The organism is Priestia sp. BR_2, from assembly GCF_041954005.1.
Taxonomy (GTDB): Bacteria; Bacillota; Bacilli; order Paenibacillales; family Paenibacillaceae; genus Paenibacillus_AQ; species Paenibacillus_AQ lautus_A.
In genome coordinates, this window is sequence record NZ_JAVFHM010000071.1 from 76,709 (window position 1) to 99,587 (window position 22,879).

General features: G+C 53.6%; 21 protein-coding genes. 6 read left to right on the top strand and 15 right to left on the bottom strand.

The annotated features are described in order from the left end of the window. Positions 1-19 precede the first annotated feature (19 nt). The 6 genes from glgD to RB298_RS01770 form a co-directional block, all read right to left on the bottom strand. A complete protein-coding gene (gene glgD, locus RB298_RS01745; protein WP_486045436.1) occupies positions 20-1,123 on the bottom strand; it encodes a glucose-1-phosphate adenylyltransferase subunit GlgD in 1,104 nt (367 codons plus the stop codon). A gap of 13 nt (positions 1,124-1,136) precedes the next feature. Continuing rightward, positions 1,137-2,318 (bottom strand): glucose-1-phosphate adenylyltransferase, encoded by a 1,182-nt coding sequence (locus RB298_RS01750; protein WP_096775376.1) that lies wholly within the window; start codon positions 2,316-2,318, stop codon positions 1,137-1,139. A gap of 442 nt (positions 2,319-2,760) precedes the next feature. Continuing rightward, positions 2,761-3,783, bottom strand: a complete 1,023-nt coding sequence (locus tag RB298_RS01755; protein ID WP_486045438.1) for an MBL fold metallo-hydrolase — start codon at positions 3,781-3,783, stop codon at positions 2,761-2,763. A 632-nt stretch (positions 3,784-4,415) separates the two neighbouring features. Beyond that, entirely contained in the window at positions 4,416-6,143 is a 1,728-nt protein-coding gene (locus RB298_RS01760; protein ID WP_486045440.1) for a proline--tRNA ligase, read from the bottom strand. A gap of 372 nt (positions 6,144-6,515) precedes the next feature. Next, positions 6,516-6,821 carry an ArsR/SmtB family transcription factor gene (locus RB298_RS01765; RefSeq protein WP_009591630.1) on the bottom strand — a complete coding sequence of 102 codons (306 nt, stop codon included), beginning with the start codon at positions 6,819-6,821 and terminating at the stop codon, positions 6,516-6,518. 4 nt (positions 6,822-6,825) lie between these two features. Continuing rightward, positions 6,826-7,872, bottom strand: coding sequence for a flavin-containing monooxygenase (locus RB298_RS01770; protein WP_486045442.1), 1,047 nt, complete (start codon positions 7,870-7,872; stop codon positions 6,826-6,828). A 245-nt stretch (positions 7,873-8,117) separates the two neighbouring features. Here RB298_RS01770 and RB298_RS01775 point away from each other — a divergent pair, with 245 nt between their 5' ends. The 3 genes from RB298_RS01775 to RB298_RS01785 are packed head-to-tail and all read left to right on the top strand — an operon-like array spanning position 8,118 to position 10,448. Then, positions 8,118-8,369, top strand: a complete 252-nt coding sequence (locus tag RB298_RS01775) for a FeoA family protein (protein ID WP_015733973.1) — start codon at positions 8,118-8,120, stop codon at positions 8,367-8,369. Next, positions 8,366-9,112 carry a FeoB small GTPase domain-containing protein gene (locus RB298_RS01780; protein WP_096775371.1) on the top strand — a complete coding sequence of 249 codons (747 nt, stop codon included), beginning with the start codon at positions 8,366-8,368 and terminating at the stop codon, positions 9,110-9,112. Before RB298_RS01775 ends, RB298_RS01780 begins: the two co-directional genes overlap by 4 nt. Further along, positions 9,063-10,448: a nucleoside recognition domain-containing protein gene (locus tag RB298_RS01785; protein WP_009591592.1), complete on the top strand. Its 1,386-nt coding sequence runs from the start codon at positions 9,063-9,065 to the stop codon at positions 10,446-10,448. The genes RB298_RS01780 and RB298_RS01785 overlap by 50 nt, the downstream gene beginning before the upstream one ends. A 195-nt stretch (positions 10,449-10,643) precedes the next feature. Here the strand turns inward: RB298_RS01785 and RB298_RS01790 are convergent, their stop codons facing one another. The 7 genes from RB298_RS01790 to RB298_RS01820 form a co-directional block, all read right to left on the bottom strand. Further along, entirely contained in the window at positions 10,644-11,528 is an 885-nt protein-coding gene (locus RB298_RS01790) for a carbohydrate ABC transporter permease (RefSeq protein ID WP_096775370.1), read from the bottom strand. Between the two features lie 13 nt (positions 11,529-11,541). Beyond that, on the bottom strand, positions 11,542-12,423 hold the full coding sequence (locus RB298_RS01795) for a carbohydrate ABC transporter permease (RefSeq protein ID WP_090910779.1): 882 nt from the start codon (positions 12,421-12,423) through the stop codon (positions 11,542-11,544). A 95-nt stretch (positions 12,424-12,518) separates the two neighbouring features. Next, positions 12,519-13,838, bottom strand: coding sequence for an extracellular solute-binding protein (locus RB298_RS01800; protein ID WP_096775369.1), 1,320 nt, complete (start codon positions 13,836-13,838; stop codon positions 12,519-12,521). Positions 13,839-13,950: 112 nt separating this feature from the next. Continuing rightward, positions 13,951-14,739 (bottom strand): response regulator transcription factor, encoded by a 789-nt coding sequence (locus RB298_RS01805; protein WP_096775368.1) that lies wholly within the window; start codon positions 14,737-14,739, stop codon positions 13,951-13,953. Next, positions 14,714-16,507, bottom strand: coding sequence for a cache domain-containing sensor histidine kinase (locus RB298_RS01810; RefSeq protein WP_486045447.1), 1,794 nt, complete (start codon positions 16,505-16,507; stop codon positions 14,714-14,716). The genes RB298_RS01805 and RB298_RS01810 overlap by 26 nt, the downstream gene beginning before the upstream one ends. 179 nt (positions 16,508-16,686) lie before the next feature. Then, positions 16,687-16,959 carry a hypothetical protein gene (locus RB298_RS01815; protein ID WP_096775366.1) on the bottom strand — a complete coding sequence of 91 codons (273 nt, stop codon included), beginning with the start codon at positions 16,957-16,959 and terminating at the stop codon, positions 16,687-16,689. Between the two features lie 278 nt (positions 16,960-17,237). Then, entirely contained in the window at positions 17,238-17,462 is a 225-nt protein-coding gene (locus RB298_RS01820; RefSeq protein ID WP_006208732.1) for a helix-turn-helix domain-containing protein, read from the bottom strand. A gap of 289 nt (positions 17,463-17,751) precedes the next feature. Between RB298_RS01820 and RB298_RS01825 the strand changes: the two genes are divergently transcribed. From RB298_RS01825 to nagA, 3 genes are read left to right on the top strand one after another with little or no spacing between them, the layout of a single operon-like run. Continuing rightward, positions 17,752-18,627: a MurR/RpiR family transcriptional regulator gene (locus RB298_RS01825; RefSeq protein WP_096775365.1), complete on the top strand. Its 876-nt coding sequence runs from the start codon at positions 17,752-17,754 to the stop codon at positions 18,625-18,627. A 3-nt stretch (positions 18,628-18,630) separates the two neighbouring features. Further along, positions 18,631-19,359, top strand: coding sequence for a glucosamine-6-phosphate deaminase (gene nagB, locus RB298_RS01830; protein ID WP_096775364.1), 729 nt, complete (start codon positions 18,631-18,633; stop codon positions 19,357-19,359). After that, positions 19,356-20,543 (top strand): N-acetylglucosamine-6-phosphate deacetylase, encoded by a 1,188-nt coding sequence (gene nagA, locus RB298_RS01835; RefSeq protein WP_486045450.1) that lies wholly within the window; start codon positions 19,356-19,358, stop codon positions 20,541-20,543. Before nagB ends, nagA begins: the two co-directional genes overlap by 4 nt. Positions 20,544-20,638: 95 nt before the next feature. Here the strand turns inward: nagA and RB298_RS01840 are convergent, their stop codons facing one another. Together RB298_RS01840 and rfbB are read right to left on the bottom strand one after the other, a co-directional pair. After that, positions 20,639-21,709: a sporulation protein gene (locus RB298_RS01840; RefSeq protein ID WP_375120633.1), complete on the bottom strand. Its 1,071-nt coding sequence runs from the start codon at positions 21,707-21,709 to the stop codon at positions 20,639-20,641. Between the two features lie 183 nt (positions 21,710-21,892). After that, on the bottom strand, positions 21,893-22,879 hold the full coding sequence (gene rfbB, locus RB298_RS01845) for a dTDP-glucose 4,6-dehydratase (RefSeq protein WP_096775361.1): 987 nt from the start codon (positions 22,877-22,879) through the stop codon (positions 21,893-21,895).

A 22,879-nucleotide genomic window follows, 5' to 3' on the forward strand; every position in this document is an offset into this window, starting at 1 on the left:
GGATCGTTTTATTTTAGGATCAGATCGAAATGTCCTTGGCAATGACAAAAGGTTTGCGAAAATCGCCTTGGAGCTTATGATCGCGAGAGATGAACACATCTTTATCGAGTATGACGTTCTCGAGCCTTACGTTTTCGCCGATGACGCATTTTTGCATAATGATGGAGTTATGGATGCTTGCGCCCCGCTTCACCTGGACCCCGCGGAACAGAATGCTGTTCTTCACTTCCCCGTCGATCTGGCATCCGTTGGCAACCAGCGCATTGCTTACATCGGCCGAATTCAGGTATTTGGCGGGAACCTCGTACTTGATCTTGGTGTGGACCGCCTGCTTGCGGAACAAGCTGTTATACGCCTTCGGATTCAGGAGGTTCATGCTCGTGCGGTAATAGCTTTCCAGGGAGTTGATCACTGCGTGATATCCGAGGTATTCATATCCCGCAATGTTCAGCTTGTGCCGGTTTTGCATGATCGCGTCCCGAAAAAAGTTGTTGCCGCCATGGGCGATGCAATGATCGGCCATCTCGAGAAAGCGCGATTTCTCCATCACGAACATCTCCATGTATACCGCATCATGCTTGTGTTCATAATGAATGTCCGTGACCATGCCGTCCTCGTCAACTTCCAGGCGGGCGCAGGAACGATGCTCCTCCCTCGGTGCATTCACCCTGGTATACACGAGCGTTACGTCGGCGCCTTGCTCCAGATGGTACTCGTACACCTCGTTCAAATCCACCGTGCTGATATGCTGGCTGCCGGAATGCATGATAAACTTCGCCGCCCCCCGCTCAAAAAAATCGAGATTGTTATAAATATGCCGCAGCTCGCCGGCGGACACATCCGTTTCATCGTTCCAATCCGGCGGAAGTATGAACAGGCCGCCCCGTTTGCGATGCATATCCCACGGCCGGCCTTCGCCCAGATGATCCATCAAGGAGCGGTATTTCCTGCGAACGAACAGGGCGATATCCTCAATGCCCGCGTGCATCATATTGGACATCACAAAGTCGATCAGACGATACCTTCCCGCGAAAGGGACGGCGGCCCCGCACCGGTAATACGTCAATTCACTCAGCACATCCCGTTCATGCTCCAAATTTATAATACCCATGAGTTCTCTCATCTGCGCACCCGTCCTAACCTTGATTATTGTGGGACGAAGACGATTGAAGCAGCTTCAGGACGTCTTCATCATGACCGCTTACAAGCACAATCTGGGATGGATCTTCCGGCGGCGGACCGATCCGGGCATGATCTTGAATGACCATGTCCTCGGTCACGATCGCCCGGTGAATGCGAACATGGCTGCCGATGCGTACCTTGGGCATGATGACGGAATCGGTAATGACGCTGCCTTCCCCCACCTCCACGCCATAAAAGAGGACCGAATGCTCGACCTCGCCGCACACGGTGCAGCCTTCGTTGATCATGCTGTTCCGGACGACGCCGTTCGGAGAAATATACTCTGCCGGCTGATTCGGATTCCGGGTGTATATGCGCCACAGCGGATCGTTCAGATCCAGCTTGGGCTGCTCGCTCAGCAGATCCATATTGGCTTCCCACAAGCTCTCGATGGTGCCGACGTCCTTCCAGTACCCTTCGAACGGATAAGCATACAGCGTTTTGCCGTCCGCGAGCATCCTCGGCAGAATGTCGTTGCCGAAATCATGGCTCGTATCCGGAAGGTCCGCATTGTGCAGTAAATAAGAACGCAGCAGCTTCCAGCGAAACAGATAAACGCCCATGGAAGCCGTTGTGCTCTTCGGATGCGCCGGCTTCTCCTCGAACTCGAAAATCCGGTAGTCCTCATCCGTGTTCACCATGCCGAACCGTTTCGCTTCGTCCAGGCTTACTTCGATGACGGAGATGGTGCAATCGGCATCTTTCTCCTTGTGGTAAGCCAGCATGCGGTCGTAATCCATCTTATAGATGTGATCACCCGACAAAATCAAAACGTGCTCGGGATCGTACTGGTCGATAAACTTGAGATTCCGGAAGATCGCATCCGCCGTCCCGCGGTACCAGGTCGTCCCGTCCTCGCGTTCATGCGGCGGGAGCACGAAAACGCCCCCATTCAGCCGATCCATATCCCAATCGCTTCCTACGCCAATGTAGGAATGCAGAACCAGAGGCTCATACTGGGTGAGTACCCCGACCGTGTCGATTCCCGAATGGGAGCAGTTACTCAGCGGAAAATCAATGATCCGGTATGTACCCCCAAAATAAACGGCCGGTTTGGCCAGCGTCTTGGTCAGGCCCTTCAGCCGTTTGCCTTGACCTCCTGCGAGCAGCATCGCGACTACTTCTTTTTTCTTCATGACAGATTCTCCTTTGAGGGGCTTAATGAGATACGAATCCTATAACATGAAAATTGCAGAGTGAACCAAGGGAACGCTTCGATACGAAAAATGGCGGGTGGATCATGGTGATCAGTGTTAAAGAAAAAAGCGCTTGAGGGAATGCCTTGCCAAACAGCAAAGGTACATCAACTATATGCGGGGTAGAGAGAAACTCTGACTCGAATGAGGGAAGGCCGCCCCCATCTTAGGTATCGCCTGCCTTCTCTTCTCTAAAAAAGGCCCTGGCGACACTTGCCAAGCATCCTGATCGCGGCCGTTACGCCAGCAGCCTAAGGGCCACTTCAAAATATCGGATGCTCCATTATGTAGCCTTCTGAATCTATTAAACAAAAAACCGCCCTTTCTACGCATGATGGAAGCCAACGTACAAGCAGACGGTTTTATTCATGTCTTGATTATATCAGGAATGCGGCGGTTTCCGTACAGAAAAATAGCACATTCCGTCCCCGGTTTCGATCATCGCGGCTTCTCCGCGCCGGGCCAGCTCGGCGAGATGGGCCAGCGCTTCGCACATGGCGAAGCGCAGCTGGTGGATGCCGAGCTTATCGCCGAAGAGGGCGGTGCAGACCTCGTAGGCGGTGAGCCGTCCGGCAGCGCTCAGCATGCCGGCGATGGTGGTCAGGCGCTCCTCGTGATGGAGGAGGAGCGCGTCGATCCGTTCACGGAAATGCGTGAACGGGTGGCGGTGTCCGGGATAAGCCGTCCGGACATGCAGTTCCCGCAGGCGGCGCAGTCCTGCAAGAAAGAGTGCCAGCGGCTCGGCGTCGCTGCCGGGCACCAGGCTCACGTTAGGCGAGATTTGCGGCAGCACAGCATCGCCGCATAACAGGACGCCGCTGTCCGCATGGAAGAATGACAGATGCCCCGGAGCATGGCCGGCCGTTTGCACCGGCATCCAGATCCGGTTCCCCATCCGGAACGGCAGGTCCTCCCCGATGAACGAGATCTCCGGCTGCGGCGTGACTTGGGGAAAGAAGCTGTTCAGATGCTCCGGCAGCAGGGCAAGCTTGGTTTCCGGCATGCCATGCTGCCGAAAGAACGCGGGGAGCGCACGATCCATCGAGGAATCCGCTCCCCACATCAGCATCGCTTCCCGATGCGCCCGCTCTGACATCCACACCTTCGCGCCCGAGCGTTCCTGAAACCACCCGGCAAGCCCGTAGTGGTCCGGGTGATGATGGGTCAGCACGACGGAGACGATGTCGCTGAACTCCATCTCCAACTGCTCCATCGCCGCCAACCATTCCCGCTCCGAGGAAGCCGTGCGCGGCCCCGGATCGATGACGGTCACCCCGTCATCTCCCCGCAGCACATAGCTGTTCACCCATCGTAACGGGTTGGACAGTGCAATTTTCACCTGACTGAGCTGATGCTCTTCTATATAATGAATATCCGGGCTGGAGCCCTTCTCTTCCTGATTCATCGTAGATGTAACCTCCGTCCGCAGTATGACTTATTATCCGACTCCTTCATCATAAGCTTGTAATCGGGATATGTATAGAAGGCTGCGGTGGTTTGTTTGCTCGCCTTGCCGAAGTGTCGGTTTCACGGAAAGATAAGGTGTCAGGGTAGCAGCAATGTTAGTACAAGGATTCAATGATTGATGTGAGCGGGTTACTATGTCTCATTAAAGGACGCTGCGCGTACGTATCGTTCCTCCAATCGCTGTTGCCCTCGGATTTTTCTTACTGTATATATCTATTGTAAAAATCCGATGGCAAAGGCGACCGCTGCCGCTTTTCCGGAATCGATTCGTCCGCTCCGCTGCTTCGTGCTACTTCATCATAATGCGTTAAACATCTGGTCGGCTCCTTATGGCTTATTAGCAAACGAACCATCTTCATAAACGAAAAATCATCCCCTAAGGTCATACAACCTTGGGGATGCCTTCTCCATTTACGGAAACCGTAGGTTCTCTAGAGCTAGCTGCGTACGCTCCATTATCCATCCTGTAAGTCGTTATTAGAGACTTGAAAGATGTGCACAAGTTCATTCCTTCTCATCATCCTTCAATTTCATGAATACTTGGCCTCATACTTAGAGGCTCCACAGCATTCACTTCAGCTGACGGTCTGCCTCCTCGCGGGAACGCTGGATTGCTTCCTCGGCAGGCAAACTGATCTTGATTCCATCCTCGCCCATCCATTCAACCTCCCCCGAAGCCGCACCGCGCCCGACGATGATGCGCAGCGGAGCGCCCGCAAGGTCGGCATCCTTAAACTTGACCCCGGCCCGTTCGTCCCGGTCGTCCAAAAGAGGCTCAAGACCAGCACCGCTCAGCTCGCGGTAGATGTGCTCGGCCAGTTGCATCTGGGTCTCATCCTTCACCGCAACCGGGATGATGTGGACCCTGAACGGAGCGACGGACATCGGCCAGACCAAACGTCCATCCGAAATTCGCTGTTCGGCAATGGCCGCCATGACGCGGGAAACGCCGATACCGTAACATCCCATGATCAGAGGTTTTTCCCGGCCGTCGGCATCCAGGTACTTGCCGTGCATGGCGTCACTATATTTGGTTCCCAGCTTAAAAACATGCCCGAGCTCAATCCCGCGATGAAACTGCAGCGGTGCTCCACAGCGCGGGCAAGGCTCTCCTTCCGTCACATTCCGGAAATCGCCGACGTAATCCAGCGAGAAATCAAGTCCCGGGCGGACCCCCTTCAGATGGGTGTCCTCCAGGTTCGCACCGGTAATGCCCTCCGCCATGGCGGCCACTTCATGATCGACCATAATCTTTAGTTGTAAGCCAACCGGTCCCGCAAACCCGACAGGTGCTCCTGTCGCCTGTTTGACCTCTTCGGCACTCGCCATTTCCGCAGCTTCTGCTCCCAAGTAGGACTTCACCTTGGTCTCGTTTGCTTCCCTGTCCCCACGGACAAGCACTGTAACCAGTTCACCGTCCACGCGGTAAATCAGCGTCTTCATCAATTGCTCCGCACCGACCTGGAGGAAATCCGTCAGTTCCTGAATGCTCTTCACTCCAGGAGTGAATATGCGCTCCATAGCTGAGCTGCCGCCGGTTTTTACGGAATCCCGCATGGCATCAGGCTCTCCCGGAGCCGCAGACTCCGCACGTTCCAAATTCGCCGCATAACGGCAATCGCTGCAGGATACAACGGTATCCTCCCCTATGTCGGCCAGTGCCATGAATTCATGGGTCTCCCCTTGTCCGCCAATCGCGCCGGCATCGGCTTCCACCGCCCGGAACATCAGACCGCAGCGGCTAAAGATTCGCTCATACGTGTCATACATGTTCCGGTAGGACGCGTCCAGTCCCTCCCAGTCCCGATCGAAGGAATACGCGTCCTTCATCAGGAATTCCCGGCCCCGGAGCAGACCAAAACGAGGGCGTCGCTCATCCCGGTATTTGCTCTGAATCTGGTACAGGTTGACCGGCAGCTTCCGGTACGAGGAAATCTCCTGGCGTACGATGGACGTAATCACTTCTTCATGGGTTGGTCCAAGCACGAATTCACGGTCATGGCGGTCATAGAGCCTGATCAGCTCCGCGCCGTATACGTCGTATCTGCCCGATTCCTTCCACAGCTCGGCGGGCTGGACAGCGGGCATGAGAAGCTCCTGCCCGCCTGCTGCGTCCATTTCCTGCCGGATGATCGCTTCGATCTTCCGCAAGACCCGCCAGCCCAGCGGCAGGTACGAATAGATCCCTGCCGCCGTTTGACGGATATATCCGCCGCGGAGCATCCATTGATGGCTCAGTGCTTCCGCCTCGGACGGCACATCGCGCATCGTGGTCATCAATAATTGGCTTTGCCGCATCTTCCTCATACTCCTTCTTCTACTATCCATGAATAAGCACCAGCCGCACGCAAAAAAAGCACATTCGCCTCCTAGGGACGAATGTGCTCGTGGTACCACCCTGATTCCATCTTGCAGACCGTCTGGACGCTTCTAGCAAGATGCTTCATGCGGCGGTAACGGGCCAAACCGGCGCCGCTTGGTTACGGCGGGCAACTACAAGGTAGGAAGAATGCAGCCTGGCGGGGAGAAGCCTTTCAGCCGTGGGCTTCCTCTCTGTCTCGCCGAATCTTGCATTCTCATGTCCTTGATGATGGTTATTCACGGAATTTCATTTTCCAATACATTACAGCCGTGCGGCCGGAATGTCAAGCCTCAATAGGACGGGATGTTCTAATGAGCGATATGGTCCAGCACCTGCTGCAAAATCCCGATAACATGCTCATCTTCATACGTGTAATAATATATATTTCCGTCCCTTCGGTATTTGACCAGTCTCAAACTGCGCAGATAGCCAAGCTGATGGGATACCGCCGACTGACTCATGCCAAGCACCTCGGCAATATGACCGACAGGGCATTCTTCCTGTGAGAGCAAATGAAGAATCCGGATCCGCGTCGGATCCGAAATGGCCTTCAGGAGTCGTGACGCTTCCATGGCCTGGTCTTCGTGCAGCAGCTCATGGTGTTCTTTTTCCATAAACTTATCCCCTCTTCTCCATAATGGCTTGAACGATTTGGCGGGCATCCCGTGAAACTCCTGCCAGCAGCGCGGAGCCCCGATGCGTCTGCCAAGGCAAGCCTACATAATACAGCCCCTTCACCGGACTGATGCCGCGTGTATGAATAAGTGCCTTCTTGCGATCCAACGCTTGCTCTATATGAAGCCAATCATAGCCGGCAGCAAAGCCGGTAGCCCAGACGATGTTCCGGACCTTTAACGCCGTCCCATCCTCGAATCGCATGCCGGAAGCGCCGGCACCAACGGCTCTCGTTTTCAACACCACTTTACCGCACTTGACCGCTTGTTTCAATTCATATCCGAAAATCGGGTCCCCCATGCCCCTCAGCTTGCGTCCCACCCAGGAGGAACTGCTGGCTGAGAGAACGCCGAGCCTGTCCAGCCACCAGAACATCCCCTTCCCCCAAAGAGCCATTGGCAAATACCGCGGCGGCTGCCCAAGCGCCAAATACGTCTCCCGGTCCCCGGACAATTCCACCGCGATCTGCGCCCCGCTGTTTCCGCCGCCAACGACAAGCACATCGCCCTCTTGAAGCTGGGAAGGCCTCTTGTACTCGGACGAGTGCAGCTGGAGAACATCCCCCGGAACAGAGGCTGCAAACGCAGGGATTCTAGGCTGCTGAAACGGTCCGGTTGCGATAATAAGCGCCTTGGTATGGAAGCTTTTGCGATCGGTATCGACGATAAACATTCCACCTTCCTTGCGGACCGATGTTACATTCGTCGCGAACTGAATGGGCAGCCTGAACCGTGCCGCATAGGATTTCAAATAGGAAGCCACTTCATCTTTATCCGGGAACCCGTGCGGTTCCCCCTCTAAAGTCATCCCATATAGCGCGCTATGCGTTCTGGGCGTGAACAATTTCAGGGAATCATACCGCGTCTTCCAAACCTCCCCCGCCTCCGATCCCCGATCCAGCATCAGAAACTTCATCCCCGCCTGCTGCAGCCAATAGCCGGATGCCAATCCCGCCTGTCCCGCTCCGATTACGATAACATCCCAAACCATATAGGAATCCCCCTTATTTATATGAGTAATTGCTCATATATAAATATTAAACGCATCTTGCTTCCCTTTCAAGCATAAAATGGAAGTTCCAAGGGAAGCTGCATGGGGACCATCCGCATGAAACCGGAATAAATATCTGATGAATCCAGTTGACAATACACTCATTCGGTCATACTATAGGCATAAAGTTGCTTCAAGGAAACAATATATGCTCGGCCCAATTTATTAGGGAGAGGTTAAACTTTATGGATGAGACAAAACATCGGCAGCATCTGCATCAGGCAGCTCTCGGAGAGCGATTTTTGATTGAACAGGTGGATATCCGCGGCGAACATAAACGGCGGCTTCTGGACCTCGGTTTCGTTCCGGGTTCCGTCATCGAAGTGTTGAAGGCCAGCCCGCTCGGAGATCCTACCTCTTATAGAGTAGCAGGCACCGTCATTGCGTTAAGAAAAGAAGAGAGCCAGTTAATATGGGGTAAGGTGATATCATCATGAGAACGTATACCGTCGCGCTGGCGGGCAACCCGAACACGGGAAAAAGCACGCTTTTCAATGCGCTCACCGGCTTGAAGCAGCATACCGGCAACTGGTCCGGCAAAACGGTCAGTCTCGCGAGCGGCCATTACGAATACAAAGACGCCCGCTTCCAGTTCATCGATCTGCCCGGGACGTACTCCTTGTTCTCCAACTCAGCCGATGAAGAAGTGGCGCGCGATTATATTATTTTCGAGAAACCGGACGTCACCCTTCTGGTCCTGGATGCAACCGCGCTGGAGCGCAGCCTTAACCTGGCCCTTCAAGTGCTGGAAATGACCGACCGCGTCATCGTTTGCCTGAATCTGATGGACGAAGCGAAGAAAAAAGGAATTCAGGTTAACGCGCGCAAGCTGGCGGATCAGCTCGGCGTTCCCGTCATTCCCATATCGGCCAGAAACAACGAGGGGCTGGACGTATTGTCCGAACAGCTGCTGCTGATGTCCTCGGGACAGACTCCGACCAAGCCCTACCGGATGAAATACAACGAACAGCTGGAGGCGCAAATTTCGGGATTAGAGTCCCAATTACGAGACGTTGTCGGGGACGAATATCCGGCCAGATGGCTAGCCATCCGCTTTCTCGACGGAGACCGCAAGCTGATTGCGACGTTGAAAGAGAGATTAAAGGCCGCGGATAAAGGGGGGATTTCACTTGGAACAGCTAAAGCGCTTGGAAGCTCTAACAGCGGCCATTCCTTCTGATCAGGTTGAGGATGTCCGGGAAGACATCGTGGGCGAGTTATTCAAAAAATCCCGGGAGCTGTGCAGCGACGCCGTCACCGTGACCAACCGGGAGCTGCTGTACCGTTCCGAGCGGCTGGACCGCATCTTCACCTCCAAGCTGTGGGGATTCCCGATCATGCTGGCCATGCTCGGCGTTATTTTTTACTTGACGATCGCCGGGGCAAACGTGCCCTCTTCCATGCTGGCCAGTTTCTTTGGCTGGGTTGAAGGATACCTGACCATGGCTTTTCAGGCCATCCATGCTCCCGACTGGCTCCATGGCGTGCTGATACTCGGGTTGTTCCGGGGAACCGCTTGGGTTGTCAGCGTGATGCTGCCACCCATGGCCATCTTCTTCCCGGCCTTCGCGCTTCTCGAGAACTACGGCTATTTGCCGCGGGTAGCCTTTAACCTGGACCGACTGTTCAAAAAAACGGGAGCGCACGGCAAGCAGTCCCTCACCATGGCGATGGGATTCGGCTGTAATGCGGCCGCCATTATGTCGACCCGGATTATCGAATCGCCGCGGGAGCGGATGCTCGCCATTCTGACCAACAACTTCGTGCCCTGCAACGGTCGTTGGCCGACTTTGATCCTGCTGGCTTCCTTGTTCATGGCGGCCGGCTTTTCGGGAGGAGCCCAGACGCTCGTGACCGCCTCCGTTGTCATGGGCATGGTGTTGATCGGCGTCGTTGTCACGCTTACGGTGTCATGGGGATTATCGAAGACGGCATTGAAAGGCGTTCCTTCCCACTACACGCTGGAGCTGCCGCCATACCGCAAACCGAAAATCCTGAATACCATACTCCGGTCTACGCTCGACAAAACGATTTATGTCCTGCGCAGAGCCATCATCGTCGCAGCGCCCGCAGGCGTGCTGACCTGGATTTTGGCCAATATCTACGTCGGGGATTCCAGCATCCTGATTCACTTTGTAAGCTTCCTTGACCCGTTTGCACGCGCGCTCGGACTTGACGGCTTCATTCTGATGGCCTTTATCATCGGGCTTCCCGCGAACGAGATCGTGCTGCCGATCCTGCTGATGGGATATTTGGCAACAGGCTCCCTGACGGAGGTGGAGGATATGTTTGCCCTCAAGCAAATCTTCCTGGACCAAGGCTGGACCTGGCTGACCGCGCTGAACATGATGCTGTTCTCGCTGCTCCATTACCCCTGCGGAACCACGCTCGTCAACATCTGGAAGGAAACGAAAAGCGCGAAGTGGACGTTCCTGTCCTTTGCCATTCCGACGGCCATCGCCATCGGCGTGACCTTCCTGGTCGCCCAGGCGGCGCGGGCATTGGGATGGGTTTAAACGACAGGCTTCGGCAGGCAAAAGTTAGTTTCATCATGTACGGGGCATCCGCAAGGTTAATCCAACCTTGCGATGCTTTTTTTATGGCAAGCGGCCCTGCAAGCCAATCATTATGCAATAGAAAACGAGCCGCTCCAAGAAATCCCTTGAAACGGCTCGTTTTTTTTATCCGAATATTAATGAGTTCGATGAATCTTAACCTTTAACAGAACCCGCTGCAATGCCCTCCACGATACGATCGCTAAGGAAAAGGAACATCAGCAGGATCGGCAAAATGCTGATCATCAGGGTTGCGCCGATAGCGCCCCAATCGGTCGTGTACTGACCGATAAAGTTCTGGACGCCGACGGTCAGCGTCTTGAACATATCCGAGCTGATGAACGTGTTCACGAAGATAAATTCGTTCCAGTTATAAATCATGTTAATGATGGCAGTCGTCGCCAGCACCGAGCCCGTCATCGGAAGCACGATCCGGAAGAAGACCCGGTGTACCGAACAGCCGTCCATGACCGCCGCCTCTTCCACTTCCTTCGGCAGCGTGTAATAGAATCCGAGCAGAATCATGATCGTGATCGGCATATTGAAAGCCACGTACGACAATATCAAAGAAACCGGATGATCGGTCAAACCGACCTTGTTAAAAATGCTGAACAGCGGAATCAATGTGGAGTGAACCGGAATCATCATGGCCACCATAAACAACCCGAGCACGAATGAGCTGCCCTTCCATTTCATTCTCGTAATCGCGAAGGTGACGAGACTTCCCAGAATGACCGTAAGCGCAGTCGCGACAACGGTGATCCACACGCTGTTCAGAAAATAAACGCTGATGTTGCCGGCGCTCCATACCTTCTCGTAATTCTCCCAGCGCGGATTCATCGGAAGGGACAGAGGCGGAAGATCGAATACTTCCTGATTGTTTTTCAAAGAGAACAGCAGCAGCCATACGAGCGGGAACAGCTGGAATACGGCTACGCCGATCAGCACGATGTACAACAGCGCGTATCCAATCCTGCCTCCAGCTCCGTTTCCGGAACGGGCGCGCCCTTCTTGGAGCTGTCCTGTGGCTCCGGATATCATGAAGCATCCCTCCTTATGAATATTGGATCGTTTCTTTCGATGCCGTTAATTTCCGAATGACCCACGTTACGATCAGACAGATCACAAGCAGGAAGAACCCGATCGCGCTGCCGTAACCGAAATCATAAGCGCGGAAAGCCGTATGATACATGTAGGACGCCATGACTTCACTCGCGCCGTTAGGCCCCCCGTCCGTCATGACGAAGATGAGGTCGAAGTATTTCAAAGAACCTACCACCGCCAGCACGATCGTTACCTTGATCACTTCCATGATGAGCGGAAGCTTGATTCGGAACGCTATTTGGAAGGAGGTTGCCCCATCGATTTTAGCTGCTTCAACCAGCGAAGCCGGGATATTCTTCAAGGCTGCATAATAGATCAAGATATAAAAACCGGCATACTGCCACAAAATCGGAATAAACAATGCAAATAATACAAGCGACGGTTCGGCAAGCCATGCGGGCGGGTTCGTGATCCCGATGGACTCCAGGAAGCTGTTCACGATCCCGTTCGTCGGGTGATAGATGCGCAGCCAAAGCTGCGCGATGGCAACGGAGGACAGCAGCATCGGAATGAGATAGATTTTGCGGAACAGGTTGGCGCCTTTGATCTTGGAGGCCAGCACCATCGCCACGGCCAGGTAAATCATCAGGCTTGCAGCCGAGAATACGGCTAACAGCAGGGAGTGCCATGCACTGTCCCAGAACTTGCCGTCCGAGAGCAGGGCCTGGTAATTATCCAGCCCGATAAAGGTCATCGCACCGATTCCGTTCCATTCGTTCAGTCCGTAATAGGCGGTTAGCATGATCGGAATATACACGACAGCCATGATCACAAGCAGTGCAGGCAGAACATACAGCGCGATGATTTTTTTGTTGGACATCACTTTATCCAAAGTGTCCGACTCCTTTCTTCCTATGGTCTTGAGGAAAGATTTACCCGGCATCGCTGCCGGATAAATCGCATCCTGTTTCATCGTTGTCCCGAGTCTTAGTTCCCTTTGGATATCGCTGCGTCATGCTCTTCGGAGAATTTCTCAGGTGTGACGGCTTTGCCGAAGAGCGCCTGGATCATGTTCAGATGCGTTTCGGCGGCATTCGCCTGCATTTGAACATCCGCGAACAAGGTAATGCTGCTAGCTTTGTTCATTTCATCGAACAGATCGATGTACAGCTGTGGAAGCTCAAGCGCCGAGGTATCCACCTTGGTTGCCGGGATGACGCCGGCACCCGTTACCGACTGCTCGCCCCACTTGGTCACGAAATACTCCACGAATTTCTTGGACTCTTCCTTCACCTTCGAGTTTTCGCCGATGAACAAGCCGACGCCCGGTCCGCCTACCCAGCTGTTAATATCGCCCTTGCCGCCTTCGACGGTCGGGAATTTGAAGAATCCGACGCTGTCGCGGAATTCTTGCGGAATCTCTTCATTCGTCGTGAAGTTCGGCAGCTCCCAGGTACCCATCATGTACATGGCCGCTTTGCCGTTCAGGAATTCCGACTTCGCTTCCTCGTTGGACAAGCCGTTGAAGCCTTTGACAAACGCGTTGCCATCGACCAGCGATTGAACTTCGGCGGCTGCCTTGACGAGCGATTCGTCCTTAAACGAGCCAGAGCCGCTGATTGCACCGGCCAGCGTTTCTTGTCCGCCGATCCGGTCTGCCAGGTACATGTACCAGAGCGAACCGGTCCAGCGATCCTTGTTGCCGAGCGCGATCGGAGCAATTCCGTTATCGGACAGCGTTTTCACGACCGTCTTGAATTCTTCGTAGGTTTGCGGAATCTCCAGGTTGTGTTGTTCGAATATCGCCTTGTTGTAGTAAACCGGAGCGATATTGAACTCGAGTGGAAGCGCATACGTTTTGCCGTCAATCGCATAAGCCTCGGTCGTGCCCGCCACGAACTTGTCGCCCAGCTGGCCGTCCAGCAAATCGTCGACCGGTGCAAACAGGTTGCCTTCCACGTACGGCTTCAGGAATCCGGCTGCCCAGGTCACGCCTACGTCCGGAAGCTCGTTCGATGCGGAAAGCACCTTCAGTTTGTTTTTGTATTGCTCATTATCCAGAACTTCCTGTTTGATCGTCACGTTTGGATTCTCTTTTTGATATTCTTCGATGATCTGATTCACGATTTTGTTCTGTCCCGCGGAGACGCCCGCCGGCCACAAGTGCATGAAGTTTACCGTAACTTTATCGCCTTCGCTAGCGCCGCTGCCCGATTCTCCCGTGCTGCTGCTGTTCGATCCGCAGCCGGCTGCAACCAGAGCGAGACACAATGTCAAAAGCAGAACCGTCCATTTTTTATTGAACACGTTTACAACCCCTTTTCTAGTATGCTGTTCGCGTTATGAAACCGCTTTAATCAAATTTTATCAGTGAGGGGAAGATTGTATAAGGTCATAATGATTGGGACTAATTCCACTTTTATTGGATTTCCTCTCCGTTATCGGATACGCTTTGGCGATATTGGCTCGGGCTTACTTCCTCAAGGTCCCGGAACACTTTCACGAAATATTTCGCCGTCTGGTATCCGACCTTCTCCGCAATTTCCGAGATCGGCAGCGGCGTCCCCGCCAGCAGTTCCTTGGCCCGCTGCACCCTGCGGCGCGTCAGATACTCGCTGAACGTGAGCCCGGTCTGCTCTTTGAACAGCACGCTGAAATAACTGGAATTCAGATGAAGCACCTCCGCCACTTCCTTCAGCGATACCGGTTCCTGAAGATGCTGATCCACGTACTTCAGAGCTTCCTGCACCTGGACGCTGTATCCCTTATCCTGCTGTGCCGCCTCCAGCAGCTTGGGGTCGACCAGTTTCTCCATCCGCTCAATCCGATCGATCTTTTCCCGCCGTTCCAGCGCCGATTCAACCGCGGTTACCAGCTTCCGCTTATCCAGCGGCTTCAGCAGATAATCCACGACCCCGTATTGCAGCGCTTTGCGGGCATAGTCGAACTCCGAGTAGCCGGATATGACGATAATGACTGGCGGATGCTCCAGTTCATGCAATCGCTCAATCAGCTCCAGCCCCCCGATTTCCGGCATGCGGATATCCGTTACCACCAGATGCGCCACCTGCTCCTGCAGCCACTCCAGCGCGTCTACGCCGCTTGCAGCCGTCACGATTTTGCATCGGCCGGACGACCACGCCTCCAGGGTCTTTCTTACCCCTTCCCTCGTTCTTGGTTCATCATCCACGATCAGTATCGTTTTCATGCTTTTCCCCCTCCCCGTCGATAGCCGGGAAATCGTTCGGTATTTGAAATGAAATGGTCGTCCCCTGACCGACCACGCTGTGAATGCGCAGGCCGGCCTGCTCGGAAGCGTAATACAGCCGGATTCTCTGCTCGACATTGGCTATGCCGACGCCGCTTTTTTTAGCGGATTCCGCATACCCTTTTTCCATGGAGGAATATAACGAGGCTACGGTCTCCTCGTCCATCCCGGGCCCGTCGTCGGCAATCGAAACAACCGTGTAGCCCGGTTGATCGGAGGCTTGCGCGCGCACAATGACGGTGCCTGGCCCCAGTCGCTGCTCAACGCCGTGCAGGATCGCATTTTCCACGATCGGCTGGATCAGCAGCTTCGGAATCGGCACGTTCTTGCTGGCTTCGTCCGCCTCGATTCTCCAGGATAACCGGTCGAGCATCCGCATTTTCATAATCATCAAATAACGTTCGGCATGATCCAGCTCGTCCCGCACCGATACCCATTCATCCTCGTCTTTGCGGTTGATGACGTAGCGGAATAATCCCGACATGGCGACCACGATCTGGGCCAGCTCTTCTTCGCCTTGATCGTCGAGCGCCCAGTAAAACGCTTCCAAGGTGTTAAAAAGAAAGTGCGGATTGATCTGAGCCTGCAGCGCTTTAAGCTCCGTCCGGCTCTGTATGATCTCCTTCTGGTACACGACCTCGATTAATTCGTTCAGGGAATCCACCATCTGGTTATACGAATTGTTAAGCTCATTGATCTCCATCGTCTTCGAGGTGACGGCAATGGGCTTCAGCGTTCCCAGCCTCACGCCGCGCATGGCTTTGATCAAATTCAGAATCGGCCGGATGATCATCGTCGTCAGAATAAAGCTCAAGATCAGAAACAGCAGCGCACCGACGGCTCCGGATACGATAATCGCGGTCCGCAGCACCGATATCCCTTCGGTCGTATAGTCTACTGGCGTCAGGATGACCAAATTCCAGTCCGTTGCCGCAGACTGCCTCTGTACGGCGATATAGTCCTCGTCGCCGACCGTAACGGTCTCTCCTTCGCGGTGCAGAACCGCCTTCGAATCCACCGCCGTCGCAAAATCCGACGAGATTTCATGGCCCGCCTGATCAAACAGCCCCATCGTTTCACGCGAATCGCCGCCCATGCCGCCGGCAGAATCCGTCAGCGCAAAATAGTCCTTCTCCAGCTTCACGAGGAGGTACCCGCCATGCACAAAAGAATGGTCGATCAGCCGGATTCGGCGTACCGCTACCACCACGTCCGGATCCCGGGGATCTTGGCCGAACCATACCAGCTTCCCCATGCCCTTGTCAGCCGCTATAATCCAATCGACCCCGACCCGGCTGGTCAAACTGCCTTCGTCGAGCGGGAACAGCCGCCGATAATCCGTTGTATACAATTCAAGCGACCGGATGCCCGTAGCGTATGCCTCATACTTGCGCACTTCCTGCTGCAGGGACTGCCGTTCTCCGAACGTAATCGGATGACCTGCGGTCTCCTGCGCGAGATAACGCTGAACCGTTGCGTTCGTGGACACTTGGGCCGTCAGCGTATCCACCTGCTTAAGCAGCGCATCCAACTTGCCCGTGGCCTGCACGGCCGTCTGCTGGATATGCTTTTCGGCGCTGTTGCGCAGAAGGGCGGAAACCTGGTCATATACAAAAACCCCGACTAATGCCAACACGATGATCATCACCAGCATAAACCCGAGGAAGATTTGATTCCGCAGCGTATTCAGCCTGCCAAACCTGTTCACGTTCTTACCCTCCCTTTCGCTTGGAACTGTAATTCACTATACACAATCTTGAAGAAGTTAGGGAGTCCTCGCTCATCTGCAGGGGCGGAAGCCATATGTACTTTATTACTATAAAAAGAGGAAGTGCGGGCAGGTTATTTTTCCCTCGCACTTCCTCTTATATACCGCTGAAACTTCCGCTATACGGGATACAATTCCTGATGACGACCCAGCTCCTTTTTGCAATCGGTGCACAGCCCTCTTACGGCACCGGAATCATCCGCATAAAAGGTCAACGGGCGCTTGCGGCGGCACTTGCTGCATGCTTGTCCACGCTGCCCGCTGCTCGTTCGCGTTTTGGATTTCAGCTGGATGACATTGCCCTTTCTTCCGCTGCTTCGCTTGCGTCCAAACCCAATCAATACCAAGAGGACCAAAACGGCCCCGGCCGTAATCCCGATCATCCACCCCATGTTTATTCCACCTCCGACATGTGCAGGCTATTTGTACAAAACAGCTACAAAACGAAATGCAGGTTTGCATTCCAAGCTCGACCCAAACGATCGTACTGCCTCCAATACCAACTGCGAACATTTTACCATATCTTCATTGTTAATAGAGGTTCCTGCTCATTATCCGTCACCATCGATAACCGGATTCTTGGAGCCAAAACACAAAAAAGCCTTCTCACTCCCGAGCTAACGGGAAGGAAGGCTTTCGCTGTGCTTTCGTTCATGCAACCGGCATGGTGTCAGATCTTCAACTCACCGAGTTTTATCAACTCAACGACAGCTTGCGAACGGCCCTTGACGTTTAATTTCTGCATGACATTGGAGATGTGGTTACGCACCGTCTTTTCGCTAATAAACAACTGCCCGGCGATATCGCGAGTCGTTTTGTCCTGCACAAGCAATTCAAACACTTCGCGTTCACGGTGGGTTAACAAGAACTTGCTGTTATGGTCGGTCCCCTTCAATGGTGTCACCCCTCCTTGCCCGGGTATGTGTGGTCTAACAAGGTTAAGGGATACAGTCAACTCATCTTATGTCAGATCAGGGGGGAAGGTGCGAAAGAGGCGAATAAATTGGGCGTTTGGCCCGTATCAGCGATTTTTATCCTTGCTTCCCACCGCTTGTTGGTCTATGATGGGGGTGTAAAAATTATTTTCTTCATTTTTTCATATTTTTAAAAATAATTTTCAGAACGGAATCCCATTCGTTATGCCCAGGCAATAAGCTCACCGGGAACCTTGAAGGAGGCTTGTGATGACACCAATCTTGCATATTATTTCTGTCGAAAAGGAAGGTCTGCCCCGTCAGGAACGACGGCTCGCGGAATTCATTTTGACAGCCCCATCCGAGATTGTGCATATGGGCATTAAGGATCTTGCCGATCAGTGCGAGGTCAGCGCTGCCACCGTAACCCGTTTTTGTAAGAATTTTCAGTGTAAGGGGTATCCTGATTTTAAGCTCAAGCTTGCGGCCGAGATCGCTCATGCCGAAATGGCCTCGCGCACGGGAAACACTCGCTATCAGGACATCGTGGCGGGCAACCCGCTGGCAGGGATCGTCGAGGCGATCGAATCCAATCATCTGACTTCCATCCGGGATACGACGGAGCTGCTTGATCTGGGTCAGCTGGAGCGCGCCGTGGATGCCCTGTGCCGCGCGAAACGCATCGATCTGTACGGCGTGGCGACCTCTTCCATCGTGGCGCAGGACTTTTACCAGAAGCTGATCCGGATCGGAAAAAACTGCACCGCTTTTGCGGATTCCCATATGCAGATCACGTCAGCCTCCACACTGACCTCAAGCGATGTGGCCGTTGCCGTTTCTTACTCCGGCGAAACGCCGGAGACCATCGATGCATTGGCCTGTGCCAAAGACGCCGGCGCCTTCACGATCAGCATCACCTCTTACCGGAGCAGCGCGATCTCCGCCCTCGCGGATATTACGCTGTATTCATCGTCGCTCGAGGAAGGAATGCGCCGGGGTGATATGGCTTCGCGTATCGCTCAGCTTCACATTATAGACATCCTGTTCATGGGAATGGCCAGCCGGGACTTCTCCACGTATGTCCCCCGACTGGAGCAATCATATCTTAATGTTCAAAATTATCGCAAAAGCCGAGGAGGACAATAACCAATGAATATTTACACATTCCGCGACGAAGAACAATTCGTGCAAACAGGCGCTAACCTGATTTCCAGCCTGCTGCACACCAATCCGCGCGCAACGCTGGGACTGGCTACGGGAAGCACGCCGGTTGGGCTCTATGCCAAGCTGATTGAAATGAACCGTCAGGGGCTGGTCAGCTTCGCCCAAACCACGACATATAATCTGGACGAATATGTTGGCCTTCCGGAGAATCATCCCGAGAGCTACCGCACTTTCATGAATGAGAAGTTCTTCAATCATGTCGACATCCAGTTGGATCGCACCCATGTGCCGAACGGCAATGCTGCCGATCCGGAAGCAGAATGTCTGAATTACGACAAAATGCTCGAAGAATACGGCCCGGTTGATCTTCAGCTCCTCGGCCTTGGACATAACGGACATATCGGTTTCAACGAGCCTGGCGAATCCTTAAGCGGCGGTACCCATGTGGTTGAGCTGCAAGAAAAAACACGCAACGCGAATGCAAGATTCTTCCCAACCCTGGACGATGTCCCGACGCACGCGATTACCATGGGCGTTGCTACCATCATGAAGGCCCGCCAAATTCTCCTGCTCGTTCGAGGAGAGGATAAAGCGGAAATTGTACACCGCGCATTGACGGGGCCGATTACCACAGAGTGTCCGGCATCGCTGCTTCAATGTCATCCGAACGTTGTCGTCCTTCTGGATCAAGGCGCAGGGAGACTGCTGGTATGAGCAGCGAACGCAAAGATTCGGTCCAATTGTTGTACGGTCAAGTCTTGACGCCAGACGGCTTCTGTTCAGACGGCGTGCTGGCGATCCAAGGTGAGGACATTGCTTACGCCGGCGATGTTTCCGGGCTTCCCGCCGAGCTTAAACAGGCTGCAGCGGAAGTGATCAAACAACCCGACGGCTACATTATTCCCGGATTTATTGATATCCACGTGCACGGCGGCAACGGCGAAGATTTCATGGATGCAAGTAAGGATGTCCTGGATAAAATCACGTCGTTCCACAGCTCCCAGGGAACCACGTCCATGCTCGCCACCACGATGACGGCGCCGAAGGCAGCCATCGACCACGTTCTTCGGGAAGTTAACGACTACCGCAGCCAAGGCATGCCTTATACCAAACTGGTAGGCGCACATCTGGAAGGCCCTTTCATCAGTCCGAAATGGCCAGGCGCACAAAATCCGGAGCATATCGTCCATGCCAATATCGACTGGCTGGAAGAATGGGTGTCCACATACCCGGATCTGATCCGCCAGGTGACCCTGGCACCGGAACGCGAAGGAGCGCTGGAGGCCATCTCCTGGCTCAGCAGCCACGGGATCGTGGCCGCACTGGGTCATACGGATGCCACCTACGAGGAAGTGGAGGCGGCCGTTGAGGCAGGACTGAGCCATGGCGTGCATACGTTTAATGCGATGACAGGACTGCATCACCGCAAGCCTGGCGTGGTGGGTGCGATGCTGGGCGATGATCGCCTAAGCTGCGAAATCATCGCCGACGGCATCCATGTTCACCCGGCTGCCATTCGGATTCTGGCCCGCATGAAACAGGACGGCAACCTGATTCTGATCACCGATGCGATGTCCGCTACCGGAATGGCTGACGGCGAATATACGCTTGGCGATTTGCCGGTCGTTGTCGAGAACGGCATCGCCACGCTTAAGAGCAACAGGGATAGCCTGGCTGGGAGTACGCTGACGATGATCAAAGGATTCCAGCTGCTGGTCCGAGAGGTCGGTTTGAGCATTGAGCAGGCCTCCCGGGTCGGAAGCCTGAATCCTGCCAGAAAAATCGGCATCGATGACTGCACCGGATCCCTTGAGTCCGGCAAACTTGCCGACGTCCTGGTGCTCTCCAGCGACCTGGAGCTGCAAGGCGTTTGGATTCAAGGAGTACGCAAGCATTAATCCGCTACCTTAACACGCATTTCAAATAAGCAAAGGAGCTGCCTTAGTTAGGATGACTTCAATCCTAATGGGCAGCTCCTTTTGGTATAAGGGTTTTACCGGCTGTTACGATTGCCGCCAAACCAGCCGTCGTCCGTATCGTTCTTCATCAAGTTGCCGCGGGTATCGTTCATGCCGTCGCGACCGCCGAGATTCAACGGGAAAACGCGGTTGATCCAAGAGCCGAAATCGCGCGAAAGCGTTCCAACCGTGTTCGCCGCATTCCCGTCCGTTCCAAATCGATTGGCATGCTGATAAAATTCCTCATCGGAGGAAACATAAACTTGGCTGATATGCGGAGCGGTCTTGCGAATTTTGCTCGTAATTTCCTGACGAAGGTGCTGAGGCACTTCTTCACGATTGTTGCTCATGATGCCCATATTATTATTGTAGGTCCCATAAGGAACGCCATTGATGCCTGTTCCCATGTACGTGTCGTTGGTTGCGCCGTTTGTTCCGGTAAAGGTATTGGTACGCGTGCCGTTCGTTCCCATAAGACCGTTCGTGCGCGTGCCGTTTAACGTATTATAATTGCTTCCGCCAAAGCCGCCATTGGTTGTCGTTCCGTTCACCCCGAAGCCGCGGTTATCGGCATTGCGGCCGAGGCCTGTCGTATTGTCTACCGCACGTCTGGTGTCATTGGCCATACCACGGAGAAGACCGACGCTGCCCGTGCTCGAAGTGCCGAAGGTACGGTTTCTGACATTCGTTGTATTTGTGCCGTTCATCGTGCGGTTCGTACCGTTCATCATGCCGTCAGCGGAACGATTCGCCCCAGTGCTCATGCCTGTCACGCGACCGTTGATGTTGTTGGTGTTCATGCCGTCCCTGGACAGCGAAACATAGGCATTGCGGTTCGTTACGAATACATGGGCAGATCCTACGCCGCTGATATCCGAGACTTTTTTCGACAGCGCCTTGCTGTATTTCAGGTTGGACAAGTCATGCTGCTGCGTGCTGCCGACGTTCTGGTTGTTACGTACGGAATTCACGCCGATACGGCCACCGTCCACATTGTTCGTACGAGTCGTGTTGCCGTCGTTGGCGTTACCGCACCCTGCTACTGCAGCCATACTGAGCAGCAGTGCCGTGGAGACGGTCAGGTTGAGGGCTTTGGATTTAATCATGATTCATCCTCCATCTCTATAATGAATGTAATAACATCGTATAGGATGACCTCGGGACAAAGGCGGTATGCTGAAAGGTTTTAACATGGAGAAAAATGCGCTACAGGCCATTTATGCACAAAAAACGCCGATGGAATCATCGGCGATCATTTTAACTAATCCATTCAATTAAAGAAGTCCTTCTTAATGACCGCTGTCTGCTGACTTTTCAAGCACTTGTTCCACCCAAGCCAGGTTCTTCTGATACCATCGAATCGTCTCACGAATGCCGCTTTCGTAATGATATTGCGGAGTCCAACCGAGTTCCTTCCTTATCTTATCTGCATTTATCGCATAGCGGCGATCATGTCCGGGACGATCTTGGATATGCCGAATCAAGGTTTCGGGTTTGTTCAGTTCAGACAGGATCGTTCGAATAACCTGCAAATTATTCCGTTCATTATGTCCTCCGATATTATATATTTCGCCGGCGGCTCCATGACGCAATACCAGATCAACAGCTCGACAATGATCTTCCACGTACAGCCAATCGCGAACGTTCAAACCGTCGCCGTATACCGGAAGGGGCTTGTTATGCAAAGCATTGTAAATGATTAGCGGTATTAGCTTTTCAGGATACTGATATGGGCCGTAATTGTTTGAACAGCGCGTGATATTGATCGGCAATCCAAACGTCTCATAATAAGCTCGAACCATCAAATCGGCGCCTGCTTTGCTTGCAGAATACGGACTGTTCGGTTGAAGCGTTGATTCTTCGGTAAATAGGCCAGTGGCTCCCAGCGTTCCATAGACTTCATCAGTAGAGACCTGGACAAACTTGCCGACTCCATACTGCCTCGACAGGTCGAGGAGCGTCTGAGTTCCTGCCACATTCGTCAAGACAAACAATTCAGGCTGCAAAATGCTGCGGTCGACATGGGATTCAGCCGCAAAATTAACGACCGCATCAACCCCCTCCTTAAAGAGAGGTTCTAAAGCTGCACGGTCTCTGATATCCGCTTTCACAAAACGATATTTAGGATTCGTCCGTACTTCGCTCAGATTTCCTGAATTGCCGGCATACGTTAGTTTATCCACATTAATAAATTCGTCATTCGGATGTTGAGACAGCATATATCGTATAAAGTTACTGCCTATAAATCCCGCACCGCCTGTGACAACGATCTTCAT

Excerpts from the sequence above, each read along its gene's own strand:
- glgD (WP_486045436.1), bottom strand. The coding sequence starts at position 1,123 with ATGAGAGAACTCATGGGTATTATAAATTTGGAGCATGAACGGGATGTG.
- RB298_RS01750 (WP_096775376.1), bottom strand. The coding sequence starts at position 2,318 with ATGAAGAAAAAAGAAGTAGTCGCGATGCTGCTCGCAGGAGGTCAAGGC.
- RB298_RS01755 (WP_486045438.1), bottom strand. The coding sequence starts at position 3,783 with ATGAATCAGGAAGAGAAGGGCTCCAGCCCGGATATTCATTATATAGAA.
- RB298_RS01760 (WP_486045440.1), bottom strand. The coding sequence starts at position 6,143 with ATGCGGCAAAGCCAATTATTGATGACCACGATGCGCGATGTGCCGTCC.
- RB298_RS01765 (WP_009591630.1), bottom strand. The coding sequence starts at position 6,821 with ATGGAAAAAGAACACCATGAGCTGCTGCACGAAGACCAGGCCATGGAA.
- RB298_RS01770 (WP_486045442.1), bottom strand. The coding sequence starts at position 7,872 with ATGGTTTGGGATGTTATCGTAATCGGAGCGGGACAGGCGGGATTGGCA.
- RB298_RS01775 (WP_015733973.1), top strand. The coding sequence starts at position 8,118 with ATGGATGAGACAAAACATCGGCAGCATCTGCATCAGGCAGCTCTCGGA.
- RB298_RS01780 (WP_096775371.1), top strand. The coding sequence starts at position 8,366 with ATGAGAACGTATACCGTCGCGCTGGCGGGCAACCCGAACACGGGAAAA.
- RB298_RS01790 (WP_096775370.1), bottom strand. The coding sequence starts at position 11,528 with ATGATATCCGGAGCCACAGGACAGCTCCAAGAAGGGCGCGCCCGTTCC.
- RB298_RS01805 (WP_096775368.1), bottom strand. The coding sequence starts at position 14,739 with ATGAAAACGATACTGATCGTGGATGATGAACCAAGAACGAGGGAAGGG.
- RB298_RS01815 (WP_096775366.1), bottom strand. The coding sequence starts at position 16,959 with ATGGGGTGGATGATCGGGATTACGGCCGGGGCCGTTTTGGTCCTCTTG.
- RB298_RS01825 (WP_096775365.1), top strand. The coding sequence starts at position 17,752 with ATGACACCAATCTTGCATATTATTTCTGTCGAAAAGGAAGGTCTGCCC.
- nagB (WP_096775364.1), top strand. The coding sequence starts at position 18,631 with ATGAATATTTACACATTCCGCGACGAAGAACAATTCGTGCAAACAGGC.
- nagA (WP_486045450.1), top strand. The coding sequence starts at position 19,356 with ATGAGCAGCGAACGCAAAGATTCGGTCCAATTGTTGTACGGTCAAGTC.
- RB298_RS01840 (WP_375120633.1), bottom strand. The coding sequence starts at position 21,709 with ATGATTAAATCCAAAGCCCTCAACCTGACCGTCTCCACGGCACTGCTG.
- rfbB (WP_096775361.1), bottom strand. The coding sequence starts at position 22,879 with ATGAAGATCGTTGTCACAGGCGGTGCGGGATTTATAGGCAGTAACTTT.